This is a genomic window from Candidatus Eisenbacteria bacterium (genome assembly GCA_005893305.1).
Lineage (GTDB): Bacteria > Eisenbacteria > RBG-16-71-46 > SZUA-252 > SZUA-252 > WS-9.
In genome coordinates, this window is record VBOZ01000008.1 from 256,472 (window position 1) to 269,866 (window position 13,395).

Below are 13,395 nucleotides of genomic sequence, written 5' to 3' on the forward strand. Positions count from 1 at the left end.
GCTACCTCGCGATCTCGGATTCGATGAAGACCAGGTGCAGGTCGTGCCGCGCCGACGCCTCACGGTCGGCGGCGTCGAGCCACGCCCGCCGGGAGTCCAGGAGCTCCAAGAGCGACACCGAGCCCGCGAAGTAAAGGCTCCGGACGCGGAGCAGGTTCGACTCCGCCAGAGCGGCCGCCGACTCCGCGGCGGCGAGGCGGCGCGCTCCGTCGTTCCACCTCGAGAGGAGATCGAGCGCGCCGAGCCGTGCGGTGCTTCGAGCCCGCGTGAGCCGGAGCTCGGCCGCCCTGAACTCGGCTTCGCGGGCGGCGACCGTCGATCCCAGACCCGGCCGGTTGAGCGGCAGCGACATGTCGAGACTCAACGAAGCGCCGAGATCGCGGCGCAGCCGGTTGCCGAGATCGCTCCCCGTGCCGCCGGATTCCGGAGGCGCGATCCGGGTGAGGTCGGTGCCGGCGAGGCCGGCGTCGGCCGAGAGCCCCACCTGCGGCGCCTTGAGGCGGCGCGCCGACTCCAGATCGAGCCGCGCGAAGCCGGCAGCGGCCTCGGCCCGGCGCACGTCGGCCGACCCTTCGAATCGATGGAAGACGCTCGACGAATCGCCTTCCGACGGCGACGCCTCGCTCCAGGTCGTGTCCCGGACGGCCTCGAATCGGGCGCCGGCGGACGCGGGGTCAAGGAACGCGCCCAAGGCCCGGGCGGACGAGGCCATCGCCGACTCGAGGTCGGCGCGGTCCATGGCGAGCGTTTGCAGGTCGAGCTGCAGGCGGTTCACATCGGACGGGCTGCGAAGCCCGGCGCGGGCGGAGGATCGCACCGCCTCGAGCACGCGCGCGGTCCATAGCTCCTGGTCTCTGCGGCGCTCGATCCCGCCGCGCGCCAAGAGCACCTCGGTCGCCAGGCGCGCGGCCTCGAGCCCCGCCGCGCCCGACGCCGCTGTGAACTCCGCGTCGGCCTGCCGCGCCGACGTCTCGCTGCGCGCCCGATCGCGGCGCCGCTGGTCGCCGTCGAAGAGACGGAGATCCATCGCCACCTTGAAATCGTACTGTCCGAGGTTGGTGATCGCGGGGTCGTAGAAGCCGGACGGCGCAATCAACGCCCCGGAATGGAGGCGGAGCTCGGGGGCCGCATTGCGGCGCGCCGCGGTGGCGTCCTGCGCGGCCGCGGCCGCGCTCCACCGGGCCGCCTGCGTTTCCACCGAACCGGCCAGCGCTACGGCCGCGCAGCTCCGAACCGAGAGAGAGTCGGACGAAGTCTTGGGATCACTCGAAGCGGAAGCCTCGGAACACGCCAGGCAGAGCGCGATCGCGATGGCCGCCGCGGGCCGCAGCATGGTCGGAGGGCCTCCTGGGTGGTGGGTGCTCAGAATACTCGTTGAGACTCTACCTATCGGCCCCAAGTTTCGCGGATTGACCGGCGAGCTAAACGGCGGCTAAACGGAAAAGGCACGGCCGCGGCCAGAACCGCGAGCGAGCGCCGGGAGTCGAAGCTCGAGCAACGCGCCGCCCAGCTCCGATCGGTCAAGACGAAGATCGCCCCCGTGGGCGCGCGCGATCCGCCGAGCCAGCGACAGCCCGAGTCCGAGGCCAGACCTCGTCGCGCGGGCTTCGGCGCCTCGGTAGAAGGGATCGAAGACGCGCTCGGCTTCGGCGGCAGGGACGCCCGGACCGCCGTCCTCGACGGTGAGGCGGACCCAGTCGGAGTCGGCGGTGACTAAGACCCGGACCGGCTTGCGATCGTCCGTGAACTTGATCGCGTTCTCGATCAGGTTGCGCACGGCGGCCGCGAGCAGCTCCGCGTCGCCGGCCACCAGCGCCTCGTCGGGCACGCGCACTTCGAGATCGGCGACCCTCGAGGGATTTTCTGTTTGGATTGCCGGAATGAGGTCCCGCGCCACGTCCCCGAGGTTGACCGGGTCGCCGGCGCGTCCCACGCCCGGCGCTCCGCCCTCGGCCGAGCGGAGGAAGAGCAGGGCGTCCACGAGGTCGCTGAGGGCGCGGGCCTGGGAGCGGGCGCTCTCCAGATGAGCACGATGGACGCCGGGGAGGGCGGCGTCCGCGAGCGCGTATTCAAGCTCCCCCGAGATGACCGTCAGCGGCGTCCGCAATTCGTGCGCGGCGTCCCGGGTGAAGTTGCGCTCCGACTCCAGAAATTCGTCGAGCCTCGCGAGCAGCCGATCGAACGCCGTGGCGACGGCCCCGACCTCGACGGGATCCCCGTCCCTGTGGAGCGGGCGAATCCGCATGTCCCGCGCGAGCTGATCTGCCTCGCCGGCGAGCCTGGCGAGCGGCGCCAGCTCCCGCCGGGCCAGAATTCGGCTTGCGGCGAAGGTGAGGGCGAACACGATGAGCGAAACGATCGTGAGCACGACGAGGAGCGCCGCGACGGCTCCGCGGCGGGATTCCGTCGAAACACGCGCCACCACCCATCCTCCCTGAGGCAGCCGGACCTCGTTCTGACGCGTCCCGCCCGCTTTGGCGGATCCGGACTGCCGCGACGTGGTGAAGACAAGATGGCGATTCTGGTCGTACACGTCGATCGCGTAGCCGAGGAGCGGGCTCTCCTCCACCGCCGATCGGGCGGCGCGGGCAAGGTCCTTCTCCTCGTTCCACTCTCCGGCGATGCCCGCGGCGGCCCGCGCCGCCGCTTCCTCCAGCGCCCTTCCCTCTTCATGGATCAGAAGGCGATCGGTGAGCCAGAAGGTGGAGACCGCGATCAGGACAATTGCCGTCGACACGAGGAGCAGCTGGAGCGAGAGGAGACGGGCGGCCAGCGAACGCTGGCTCATGACGACGGCTCGAATACGAGGCCCGCGCCCCGGATCGTTCGGATGCCGAATCCGCCCGATTCGGAGCGAAGCTTCCGGCGTACGCGGCCCAGGATCACGTCGAGACTATCCGCTCCGGCCTGCTCGGCCCCGGGCCAGAGCACCTGGAGGATCTCCGCGCGCTCCACGACGTGGCCGCTGCGCGCGGCGAGCATCTCGAGCAGCCTCCATTCGCGGTCCGTGAGCGGCACCTCGTGGCCCCGGTGCTGTAATCGACGCGCGGTGAAGTCGATCTTTGTGCCGGCGGCTTCGAGGATCCGGGGTGGCGGCACCCCGCGGCGCCGGGCGAGCGCGCGGATGCGGGCCGAGAGCTCGGCCAGCGCGAACGGCTTCTTCAAGTAGTCGTCCGCACCCGCGTCGAGACCCGCGACTCGATCCGCCACCTCGGCGCGGGCGGTGAGGCAGAGCACCGGCGTCGAGTTCCCCGCCGCTCGCAGTCGCCGGCAGAGGTCGAGGCCGTCCCCATCGGGGAGCATGAGATCCAGAACGATGACGTCGAATTCGCCCGCCATCGCGCGCTCGAAGCCGGTGCTCAGACGGGACGCGAACGTGGCGGTCATGCCAGCCTCTCCGAGGTAGCGGCTCAGCAGATCGCGCGTCGGCGCGCTGTCTTCCACGAGGAGGACATTCATGGCTTCACCCTCGCGATCGCCGCGTCGATCGCCTCGAGACCGTGCCGGAGCTGGGCCTCGTGAATCGTGAGCGGCGGGAGCAGCATCAGGACATTCTCGTGAATGCCGCTGGGTAGGGCCAGGACCCCTCGAGCGAGGAGGTCCGAGATGACCCGGCCGAGAATCTCAGGGGCCGCCTCCTTGCTCACGCGATCGCGCACCAGCTCGATGGCGCCGAGAAGCCCGGCCGAGCGGGCCTCGCCGACCGTGGGGTGCCGATCGGCGATCCTCGTCAGTCCCTCCGCGAGCGTCGTTCCCATCTTATCCGCGTGCTCCCGGAAGTCCGGCGCCGTGAGCCGCTCGATCGCGGCAAGCGCGCCGGCGCAGGCGAGCGGGTGGGCGTAGAAGGTGCTTGCGTGCGGCGCCTCGCCCGACGGCGGAACGTGGCGTCTCCAGGCCTCCATCACTTCGGCCCTTCCAAGGAGCGCGGCGATCGCGACGCCGCCGCCGAGTCCCTTCCCGGCACAGAGGAGGTCGGGCTCCGCGTCCGGGCCCGAGCGCTCCCACGCCCAGAACGGCCCGGTCCTTCCCGCCCCGGTCAGGATCTCGTCGTAGATCACCAGAAGGCGGCGCTCCCGCGCGTGCCGGCAGAGTCGAGGGAGGAATCCCGGCGGCGGCACGATCGCGCCGGCGCGCCCCTGGATCGGCTCCACGATCACCGCGCCGGGTGGGTCGGCCGTCCCGAGCTCCGCGTCGATCAATGCGAACGCCTCCTCGACGCGCGACCCATCGTCGCTCGCTCCTTCGCGGACGGCCGCGGGAGCGTCGCGGTACGGGTACGGATACGGCACGCGGATCGCCCGGCCCTGAAGCTGCGCGCGCAGCGGCTCCGGCGGCTTCGGGTAATCGGTGACCTCCAGAGCCCCGTAGGAATCGCCGTGATAGGCACCCCGGAACGAGACGACCCGACGGCGACCGGTCGCGATCGCGGCCGTCTTCAGCGCCAGCTCCACTGTCTCCGCGCCCGTGCTGGCCAGAAGCACGCGGTTGAGCCGCCCGCCCAGCTTCGAGAGACGGCGCACCAGCTTCTCCCGCGCGGCGTGCGGCATCAGGTCGCCGAGCCCCTGGACGAGCCGGCCCGCCTGGGCGGAGACCGCGCGCTTGACCTCCGGCGCGGAGTGGCCGAGCGATGCGACGCCGAATCCGGACGTGAAGTCCACGTACCGGTTCCCGTCGAGATCCTCGACGACAGCACCGCGCGCGCGGGACCAGACGATCGGCGATTCGTCGCGTCCCCAGATGGCCGCGCCCTCCGCGCGGCGGAGTCGCTTGGCCGCGGCGCGGGACTTCGGTCCGGGTGGGGGCGCGATGACCGCCGGCAGCTCATCGCCCTGGAGTGCCGCCCGCTTCACGCGGCGCCCTCGCGCGCCTCGCGCCTCACGCGCTCCTCCGCGTCTCGACCCACGTCACGCCCGCGAGGATCAGGGCGGCCCCAACGAAGAACCCGGGCGTGAGCTGTTCCCTGAGGAAGATCCACGAGAGGGCGGCGGTGAGAATCGGCTGCGTATTCGTCGCGACCGCGACCTTCGACGCCTCGAGATGCCGGAGCGCGTACATCCACAGCGGATAGGCTATCACCGAGGTCCCGATCGCGAGGTAGAAGATCCCGCCCCAGACGGCGGGGCCGATCGTCCGAAGCGGCGGCAGCGCCCCCGGGATGAAGAACGCGGGGAGGCAGAGCGCGGTGCCCGAGACGATGGCCCAGGTGGTCACCGTCATCGGATCGTGGCGCGCCAAGAGCGGCTTCGAGAGCACGGTGTATAGAGACCAGCCGAACACCGCGGCCAGAATGAGCAGGTCCCCCGCGAAGACGCCGAGGTCGCGCTTCAAGCCGCGCTCTACGAGTATCACCACGACGCCCGCGAAGGCGACCGCCATCCCGGCCAGCTTCGACCAGGTGCCTCGCTCGCGGAGGATCCGCCCGGCGAGCAGCAGCACGACGACCGGAGTAAGTGCGTAGAGCAGCGCGGCGTGGCTCGGGGTCGAGTGCGAGAGCCCGAAGAGAAAGCATCCTTGGTTCACCGGCACGACGAGGAATCCAAGGAAGAGGATGAGCGGAACGTCGCGTCGGGCAAGCGACTCCGCCCCAGCCCGGAACCTCTGGTAGAAGAGGAGGGCCGCCGACGCCGCGGCAAAGCGAAGCAGAGCGACCGGCAGCGGCCCGATCGCTGTCATGGCCCCCTTGGCGATGAGATGCGTGCCGCTCGAGAGGAGCTGGTTCGCCGCCAGGGCAAAGGCGACGCGCTTCTTCTGGAGGATGGAAGCTCCCGGGCTCGGAGTGGGCGATCGGATCGGAGCGACTTCGGAGCGTACACGTTCGGCGGCGACGGGCGCAACGCGGCGCGAGGGAACGACAGCTCCTTGGCGGCGCGAGGGAACGGTGGCTCCAAGTGGCGCCGATGGGGTATCCTGCCAGGCTCGGAGGTACCTCACGAATGATGGATGCTGATCTGCGCCGCTATCTGGCGGCGGTCAAAGCCGCTGAGCCACCCGTCTCGTCCGCCGATCCGCGGTGGGAAGAAACCGAGCTGCTCGCCCGAAGGCTCATCGCGGAAACCAAGGCGGAGGCGGCGCTCAAGCTGATCGACCAGGAGCCCGCGCGGCGCAAGCGATGGGATCTCCTTCTCTTGACGGGCCTCCTCCGGGAAGGCCTGGGAGATCGCCCTCTCGCGCTCGACGCCCTCGAGATCCTCGGCGACAAGCTTGTCGCGGCCGGCGACAAGAGTGGCGTCCGCGCCCTCCTCGACCGCTTCATGAAGCCGGAGCCGACCGGCGCCGCGGTCCGGTTCCTCGAATTTCTCGCGCGGGGGGAGGCCGAGGACGCGGCTCGCATCGAGCTCCTGCTCGAGGCCATCGATATCCGGCCCGACGACCCTCAGCTTCACGCCGAGCTTTCGTTGGCGCTCGAGCGGAAGGGGGACGCGGCCGAGGCGCGCGAGCACCGGCTGCTCGCGATCGAGATGCTGCTCGACCTCGCTCGCCCCGACGGCGTCGGGGAGGATCTCCTGCGGATCATCGAGGAGGATCTGGAGCACGCCCCCGCTCGGGTCGGGCAGATCGTCCTCGGCTTCGCGTCGCTCGTGCCATGGAGCGAAGCCGAGCCGATACTGGATTTGGCGCTCCCGGAGCTGGAAGGCCGTGCGGCGGGCAGGATCTCGTGGGAAGACCTGGCCTCGGTCGCGTCCCGCGCGCCGGCGACCCCCGGCGCTCGCGGGCTGATGGCTCGCTACCTCCGCGTCGCGGTCGCCCGGAAGCCCGAGCCCGACGCGATTCTCGAAGGGTCGGGAATCGGAGACCCGAGCGTGCCCATCGAGGAGGTCGGCGTGAGGCTGCCGAAGATCTTGGCGCTCCCTCCGGGCGCGCATGTCTCGCACACGACCTGGGGACTGGGCCGCGTGCTCACGAGCGACGGCGAATCGGTCACGCTCTCCTTCCCCGGGCGAGAGGGCCACAAGATGTCGTTCGCGATGGCGTCCCGCTCCCTGGATCGCATGGCCGACGACGGGCTCCGGGTCCTCGCGATCGAAGACCCGGCCCGGCTCCGGTCGCTCGCGCAAGCGGGCGACGCGGAGGTGCTCGTGCGCGCACTTCGGGACATGGGCGGCACCGCGACCGCACCGCAGCTCAAGCCTCGCCTCGAGGCGGCCCTTCCCGACTTCGAGTGGGCCGGATATTGGAGGCGGGCGAAGGAAGGCTTCAAGTCGGACCGCCGTCTCGATCTCAGCGAGGCGTATCGCCAGATCTTCCGCCTCGCCGCCGAGGGCGCCGAGGCGGCTCTTACCACCCTTCCCCAGCTGTCGGCGCGCGCCGCGGCGGAAGGGCTGGGCCTCCTCCGGAAATTCCTGCGCGAGCACCCGGAGGATGAGCCGCGGCTGAAGGAGCACGTCGGCCCGCTTGTGCATCGCTGGGCGGCCACCGAGAGCCTCGATGCGTCGACGCGCGCCCAGGCTCTCTGCCACGCGATCACCTGGGATGTGCTGAATCGGGAGACCGCGAACGAGATATTGGAAGAGCTTATCGCACAAGGCCTTAGCCCGGATACCCTCGCGTTGGGCACGAGCCAGGAGCTGCTCCTCGACAGCGCAGCCGGCCTTCCGAACGAGGAGGAATTCCTGTGGCGCGCGGTGGAGAGCCGGCTCCCCCGGCTCCGCGAGCGCGGCAAGGCCCGACTTCGAGAGCTCCTGGGCAAAGGCTACGCGCAGGCAGTCGAGCAGCGGATCACGAAGGGTGCCGACAGCCCCGGACTCGCCGCGCGCCTGATCGAGGACTTCGCGGCGCGGCCCGACGAGGCCGGTGCCCCGGCGCGGGAGACGCTCCTGATCGGAGCCATTCGCCTTCTCGAGCGCGACCTCCCCGATGGAACGCCGGAGAGGCTTCTGGCCCTTCTGGACGCCGGAGGGTCCCTCCGCGGCCACTTCGTGAAAACGAAGCCCCAGGAGATGCAGCGCGCGCAGCTGGAGAGCTCGATCCTCTCGTGGGCCGGGAGCGAGCGCCAGCTCATCCCGATCCTCGAGTTCGCGCGCGCGATCGGCCTCCCCGCCATCGCCGACGAGTACGAGAAGAAGCGGAAGGCCCGCGCGCACAGCCTCCTCGAGGGAAAGAGCACCGAGGATCTGGAGACGCGCTTCACGATCATGTCCCGGAAGACCTACGAGAAGCTGGAGACCGAGATGAAGCGACTCGCGCTCGAGCTCAGGACCTCGATCCCGGCCGCGATCGAGAAGGCGCGCGAGCTGGGCGACCTGCGCGAGAACGCGGAGTACGAAGCGGCGAAGCTCCGGCAGGCGAACGCGGGGGCAAGGCTGCAGGAGCTCATCAACACGCTCGAGCGAACGAGGCTCTTGGAGTCGATCGAGATCGACGACTCCCGCGTGGGAGTCGGAACCGAGACGGTGCTCGCCCCCCTCGAGGACAAGGGTCCGGCGCTGACCTACTGGATCCTGGGCGAGGGAGACGGGGGCCTCTATCCCGGCGTCCTTTCCTACCGGGCGCCGCTCGCGCGGCCCCTCCTCGGAAAACCGGTCGCTCCCGGACGGTCCGCGGCGGTACCGGATCGAGTCGATCGCCCGGCGCGTCCCCGCCTAGCGAGGCGCGGGCCCGCCAGGGCCTTGGACCCGGCCACGGCTTCGCGCATCTGATAGAATCGGAGCCTTCGCCGAAAAGCAGTCGGAGCCCCGCTCGCTCGGGTTCCGGAATTACGATCGGAGCGAAAGGAGATGCGCCCATGTCGAAGCACGGAATCAAGCCCCTCCCCTACGCGAACGACGCGCTGAAGGGAATCGGGGCAAAGACCATCGAGATTCACCACGACAAGCTCTACGCCGGATACGTCAACAAGCGGAACGAGATCGAGGAATCCCTGGCCAAGGTGGACCGCGGCAAGGCGAATCAGATCTACAGCGAGATGCGTGGGCTGAAGCACGAGGAGACCTTCGCCGCGAACGGCCAGATACTCCACGAGATCTACTTCTCGATCATGGGCGGAGACGGGCAGGCGAAGGGCGAGGTCGTCGACAAGATCAAGGAAGACTTCCGCACGTTCGCCGCGTGGGAGGAGGACTTCAAGGCCTCCGCCATGTGCGCCCGCGGCTGGGTCGTGCTCGCCTACGATCCCACCGACGGCCGGCTCCACAACTTCATCGGCGACTCCCAGAATCAGGGCGGCGTCTGGGGCACGTTCCCGATCCTGAATTGCGACACGTACGAGCACTCCTATTTCATTGACTACGGCAGTGACCGCAAAGCCTACGTCGAGGCGTTCATGCGGAACGTGAATTGGACCGAGGTGAACCGCCGCTACACCGCGGCGACGCAGATGGCGATGGCCAGGAAGTAGACGTTGGTTCATTGCAGCCCAGCGGGCGCGCGTGCATATTGCACGGCGCCCGCTTTTCGCTTCCGCGCCCGGCGTGAATCGGAACCCTCAGCCCTAACCCCTTCAACCATCTAGCCAGTTTCGCCCCCACCTCCCTTCGTGGCATGCACCTTGCTTTTCACGGCACGGGTTTCTGTAACCATTTGTGCTTGAGTGACAAGCGATGGGGATCGCGAATGCCTAAGGAGACCGACATGAAGACGGTGATGCGGTTCACGCTGGCGGTGTTGACGATCGGTGCGTTGCTCGGGATGAGCGGCTGCACCGACCTGTCGTCTCGGAACACGTTGATCGTAAATTCGGTGAACGGCGGCAATAGCTACTTGAGCGACCTGATCAACGTGATTGACCCGCTGAACCCGTTCGTCCCCGTGGACCAGGTCAAGGTCCAGTTCGGAAACATTCGAAACGGCGGCGGCGATCCCATCAAGGCGGGCGCGCCGTTCTCGGAGATCGTCGTGACCGGCTACAGGGTCACCTACGACGACGGGATCTTCTCACCGGTCGTCGGAGGCTTGAACTGCCGTGTCGAGTCGGGGAGCACGAACGAGGTGACGATCTTGCTCAGCGACTCCGGAGAGAAGGGCGCCCTCGTCGGAATGAGCGGCACCGTGACGACCATCGCGCGGATCCACTTTACGGGTTACAACTACATCAACGGCTATAACAACGGAGATGCGGTGTATGCCGACGCCGCCCTTTCGGTTCAAGTCGGGGACTTCGGCGACAAGTAGTCCCTGAGCTCCCGCAGCATCGCGATCCCCACGGCCCGGGCCGCCCGCTCGGGCCGTTTCGTCTTTCCGCCGGCGCCCCGCTAGGCGCCCGGCGGCGCGGGCTCCGGCGTCGTCAGCGAATCGGGCCGCGCCAAGGCGATCTCCGTCACGCCCCTCCGCCGCTCCGCGAGGATGTGCCCCCAGCGGCGGGCCGAATCCAGGAGGACGGTCGCCACGAGAAGCAGCAGAACGATGCTCAGGATCCCGTCGAGATAGCTCACGGCCGGACCCTTATCCGCGATGTACGCGGGCGAGAGGTACCGGAACGTGTTCAACACCCCAGCCGTCATCGTCGTGACCGTGAGGAAGCAGAGCGGGAGGAACGTCGTGAGCGCGTAGGCCGGCGGCCGCTGGCGGAGCAGGAACGTCGTGCCGACCGCGAGCGCGATGACAGCCAGGAGCTGGTTCGCGACGCCGAAGAGGGGCCAGATCGTCTCCACGGTGCCGGTCGCGGCCAGGTAGCCCCAGCTCCCGCAGACGAGCGCGCCGACCAGGCCGACGCTCCAGACGTTCGTGGTGGAGCCGAGCGGCGCCCAGACGCGACCGGCGACATCCTGGAATAGATACCGCGCGACCCGCGTGCCGGTGTCGAGAGCGGTGAGGATGAACACCGCCTCGAACATGATCGCGAAGTGGTACCAGTACGCCATCCAGCCGCCCAGGCCGGGGATCTGGCGCAGGATGTTCGCCATCCCGACGGCCAGCGAGACCGCGCCGCCCGTCCTTCCCTGGAGCGTCTCCTCCCCCACCATGCGCGTCAACTCGTTGAGCTGCGCGGGCTGGATTCCGAGCGCGTGGACGACCTTCGGAACTCCGTTGATGAGGAAGTAGTCGGCGGGCACGAGCGTCGTCGCCGCGACGAGCGCCATGATCGCGACCAATCCCTCGGTGAGCATCGCGCCGTACCCGATAAAGCGGATGCTCGGCTCGTCGGGAATCATGCGCGGCGTGGTGCCCGAGCCGATCAGAGCGTGGAATCCGCTGATCGCCCCGCACGCGATCACGATGAAGCAGAACGGGAAGACCTTCATCCCGGGCAGCACCGGGCCGGACCCGTCGATGAACGACGTCACGGCGGGCATCTGGATCTTAGGGTGGACGATGGCCACGCCGACCACCAGGAGCGCGATCGTCCCGATCTTCATGTAGGTCGACAGATAGTCGCGCGGGCAGAGGAGCAGCCAGACGGGAAGCGTCGCGGCGATGAACGCGTAGAGCGGCAGGATGATCGAGAGCGTCTTGGGCGAGAGCGTGAACCAGCCCGCCGCGCCCGAATGAACGACCCACGGGCCGAGGAGCACCGCCGCCAGGATCAAGGCGACCCCGATCAGGCTTCCTTCGACGACGCGGCCCGGGCGGATCCGGTACATATAGAGGCCGAAGAGGAGCGCCGCGGGAATCGTCATCGCCACCGTGAAGGTCCCCCACGGCGAATGGGCGAGCGCGTTCACGACCACGATGCCGAGGCCCGCGAGGAGCAGGATCGTGATGAAGAGAATCGCCGCGGTCGAAGCGCCGTGGGCGACCGGGCCGATCTCGCGACGGGCCATCTCGGAGAGGGACGCCGCCCCATGGCGGACCGAAGCGAAGAGGATGATGAAGTCGTGGACGGCGCCGCCGAGCGCCGCGCCGAGGAGGATCCAGATCGCCCCGGGCAGGTACCCGAATTGCGCCGCGAGAACCGGGCCGATCAGCGGCCCGGACGCGCTGATCGCCGCGAAGTGGTGACCGAAGAGAACGAAGCGGTCGGTGCGGACGAAGTCGCGGCCGTCCGCGCGTGTGACGGCGGGGGTCGCGCGGAGTGGGTCCAGACGGGCGACGCGGTGGGCGAGGAAGGCCCCGTAGTAGCGGTAGGCGAACGCGAACAGCACGATCGCCGTGAGGGGAAGTACGAGCGAGTTCACAACGAGGCGGGACGTTCCCGGCTCACCGCGGCGCTAGCCTTTCTCCTTGTGCGGAACCACCTTGGTGATCACGATGCCGTAGACGCCAGATCGGTGGTAGACCCCGCCGGTCACGTCGACCTTCTGGTGGATGAAGTTGATGACCGGATCGTTTGGATTCTTCCCCGGCAGCTCGCCCGCGATGAAATAGATCCTGTCGTTCGCCCGGTCGTAGATCGCGAGCGTCTGGCCCGACCGCGCGCAATCGATCGCGCACTGGAAATGTCCCGGGCTGATCGATTTCGCGCCGGCTTCGAGGAAGCACGCCGGGTCCATCACCTCGCCGGTGATGGTCATGCGGACACCCTGTCCGGGCTCGGATTTCGCGGCCGCGGTCGTCGCGGGCATCGTGTGTCCTTCGTGCCCGGTCGGCGCCGATTCCTTGGCGGCCAAGCCCACCGCGATCGCGACCGCTCCCACGATCAAGAGCGACGCCACCACGTGATGCGGACGCATCGTTGTCATGTTGGCTCCTTCGCGCCCCTCAGCTCGGGTTATTTCGCGCCGACCTTGGGGGCCGGCTCCACGGAGGCGACCTGAATTGCCAGGAGCCCTCCGCGCGAGTAGATCTTTCCTTTCGCCAGCACCGCCTGTCCGACGTAATCGATCAGGCCCTTGTTCGGATCTTCGCCCGGGCGCTCCGACGCGAGAATGTAGACCTTGTTCGTCTTCCTCTCGAGAATCGCCAGGGTCTGTCCCGCCTTGGCACAGGCGATCGCGCACTCCTTGTGCGCCTCCCCTTTCGCGCCGTTGATGACCCAGCACGCGGGGTCGATGACCTCGCCGATGACGGAGCCGGGACCCGACTTCGGAGCCGCCGATGTCGCCTTGGCCTCAGGTTTCGCGGCCGCTGTCTTCGCAGCCGCTGGCTTCGCAGGCTTCGCGGCCGCTGGCGTCGCAGGCTTCGCCGCCGGGGATGTGGCCTTGGCCGCCGGGGCCGCGGGCTTCGCGGCCGGCGTCGCCGCCTTCTCTTGCGCGAATGAAACCGCGACGATCGCGAGCGAGACCACCAGCGCTCCGGCGATGCCAATCCTGGACATCTTCATTCCAGTCCTCCCTGTCGGTTCACTCGGCGGGATACCCCGCTTGGGTATTCTGTCCAAGCGTACCAGAGCGCCGCGGGCCTCGCAAGAACGCCCGGCGCCGCGATCGCGTCGACGAAGGCGCTCACTTTGCTATGATGGGCGCTTAGGAAGCGAATTCACACCCGCGGGGAGCGCCCGATGCCGGAACCCTCGAAGCGCAGCCAGCTGATTCCCTTCTCCCCGATCCGCGTCATGTTTCGCCTCGCGGACGAGCTCGAGCG

Annotated in this window: 11 protein-coding genes; 3 read left to right on the forward strand and 8 right to left on the reverse strand. The window is 68.9% G+C overall.

What is annotated here, in order from left to right; all coding sequences use genetic code 11:
- Position 1: 1 nt before the first annotated feature.
- The 5 genes from E6K79_02390 to E6K79_02410 all read right to left on the reverse strand — a co-directional run bounded on the left by E6K79_02390 (position 2) and on the right by E6K79_02410 (position 5,931).
- Positions 2 to 1,333: a hypothetical protein gene (locus E6K79_02390; GenBank protein TMQ66774.1), complete on the reverse strand. Its 1,332-nt coding sequence runs from the start codon at positions 1,331 to 1,333 to the stop codon at positions 2 to 4.
- 99 nt (positions 1,334 to 1,432) lie between these two features.
- Positions 1,433 to 2,788 carry a HAMP domain-containing histidine kinase gene (locus E6K79_02395; protein ID TMQ66775.1) on the reverse strand — a complete coding sequence of 452 codons (1,356 nt, stop codon included), beginning with the start codon at positions 2,786 to 2,788 and terminating at the stop codon, positions 1,433 to 1,435.
- The gene (locus E6K79_02400; protein ID TMQ66776.1) at positions 2,785 to 3,459 is read right to left on the reverse strand and encodes a response regulator transcription factor; all 675 of its coding nucleotides are present in this window, start codon (positions 3,457 to 3,459) and stop codon (positions 2,785 to 2,787) included. The genes E6K79_02395 and E6K79_02400 overlap by 4 nt, the downstream gene beginning before the upstream one ends.
- A complete protein-coding gene (locus E6K79_02405; protein ID TMQ66777.1) occupies positions 3,456 to 4,850 on the reverse strand; it encodes an aspartate aminotransferase family protein in 1,395 nt (464 codons plus the stop codon). Before E6K79_02405 ends, E6K79_02400 begins: the two co-directional genes overlap by 4 nt.
- Before the next feature lie 25 nt (positions 4,851 to 4,875).
- Positions 4,876 to 5,931 (reverse strand): DMT family transporter, encoded by a 1,056-nt coding sequence (locus tag E6K79_02410; protein ID TMQ66778.1) that lies wholly within the window; start codon positions 5,929 to 5,931, stop codon positions 4,876 to 4,878.
- Between the two features lie 2 nt (positions 5,932 to 5,933).
- On the opposite strand from E6K79_02410, the gene E6K79_02415 reads away from it, so the two are divergent.
- The 3 genes from E6K79_02415 to E6K79_02425 all read left to right on the forward strand — a co-directional run bounded on the left by E6K79_02415 (position 5,934) and on the right by E6K79_02425 (position 10,107).
- The gene (locus E6K79_02415; protein ID TMQ66779.1) at positions 5,934 to 8,636 is read left to right on the forward strand and encodes a hypothetical protein; all 2,703 of its coding nucleotides are present in this window, start codon (positions 5,934 to 5,936) and stop codon (positions 8,634 to 8,636) included.
- Between the two features lie 86 nt (positions 8,637 to 8,722).
- Positions 8,723 to 9,334 carry a superoxide dismutase gene (locus E6K79_02420; GenBank protein TMQ66780.1) on the forward strand — a complete coding sequence of 204 codons (612 nt, stop codon included), beginning with the start codon at positions 8,723 to 8,725 and terminating at the stop codon, positions 9,332 to 9,334.
- Between the two features lie 215 nt (positions 9,335 to 9,549).
- On the forward strand, positions 9,550 to 10,107 hold the full coding sequence (locus E6K79_02425) for a hypothetical protein (protein ID TMQ66781.1): 558 nt from the start codon (positions 9,550 to 9,552) through the stop codon (positions 10,105 to 10,107).
- Between the two features lie 80 nt (positions 10,108 to 10,187).
- Here the strand turns inward: E6K79_02425 and E6K79_02430 are convergent, their stop codons facing one another.
- From E6K79_02430 to E6K79_02440, 3 genes are read right to left on the reverse strand one after another with little or no spacing between them, the layout of a single operon-like run.
- Positions 10,188 to 12,050, reverse strand: a complete 1,863-nt coding sequence (locus tag E6K79_02430) for a carbon starvation protein A (protein ID TMQ66782.1) — start codon at positions 12,048 to 12,050, stop codon at positions 10,188 to 10,190.
- Between the two features lie 33 nt (positions 12,051 to 12,083).
- Positions 12,084 to 12,554: a hypothetical protein gene (locus E6K79_02435; protein ID TMQ66783.1), complete on the reverse strand. Its 471-nt coding sequence runs from the start codon at positions 12,552 to 12,554 to the stop codon at positions 12,084 to 12,086.
- A 29-nt stretch (positions 12,555 to 12,583) separates the two neighbouring features.
- Positions 12,584 to 13,135 carry a hypothetical protein gene (locus E6K79_02440; protein TMQ66784.1) on the reverse strand — a complete coding sequence of 184 codons (552 nt, stop codon included), beginning with the start codon at positions 13,133 to 13,135 and terminating at the stop codon, positions 12,584 to 12,586.
- Between the last annotated feature and the right edge of the window lie 260 nt (positions 13,136 to 13,395).

What these genes read in the sequence shown, in the direction of transcription:
- E6K79_02420 (TMQ66780.1), top strand. Translation starts at nt 8,723, where the DNA reads ATGTCGAAGCACGGAATCAAGCCCCTCCCCTACGCGAACGACGCGCTG.
- E6K79_02425 (TMQ66781.1), top strand. Translation starts at nt 9,550, where the DNA reads ATGCCTAAGGAGACCGACATGAAGACGGTGATGCGGTTCACGCTGGCG.
- E6K79_02435 (TMQ66783.1), bottom strand. Translation starts at nt 12,554, where the DNA reads ATGACAACGATGCGTCCGCATCACGTGGTGGCGTCGCTCTTGATCGTG.
- E6K79_02400 (TMQ66776.1), bottom strand. Translation starts at nt 3,459, where the DNA reads ATGAATGTCCTCCTCGTGGAAGACAGCGCGCCGACGCGCGATCTGCTG.
- E6K79_02415 (TMQ66779.1), top strand. Translation starts at nt 5,934, where the DNA reads ATGATGGATGCTGATCTGCGCCGCTATCTGGCGGCGGTCAAAGCCGCT.
- E6K79_02390 (TMQ66774.1), bottom strand. Translation starts at nt 1,333, where the DNA reads ATGCTGCGGCCCGCGGCGGCCATCGCGATCGCGCTCTGCCTGGCGTGT.
- E6K79_02440 (TMQ66784.1), bottom strand. Translation starts at nt 13,135, where the DNA reads ATGAAGATGTCCAGGATTGGCATCGCCGGAGCGCTGGTGGTCTCGCTC.
- E6K79_02395 (TMQ66775.1), bottom strand. Translation starts at nt 2,788, where the DNA reads ATGAGCCAGCGTTCGCTGGCCGCCCGTCTCCTCTCGCTCCAGCTGCTC.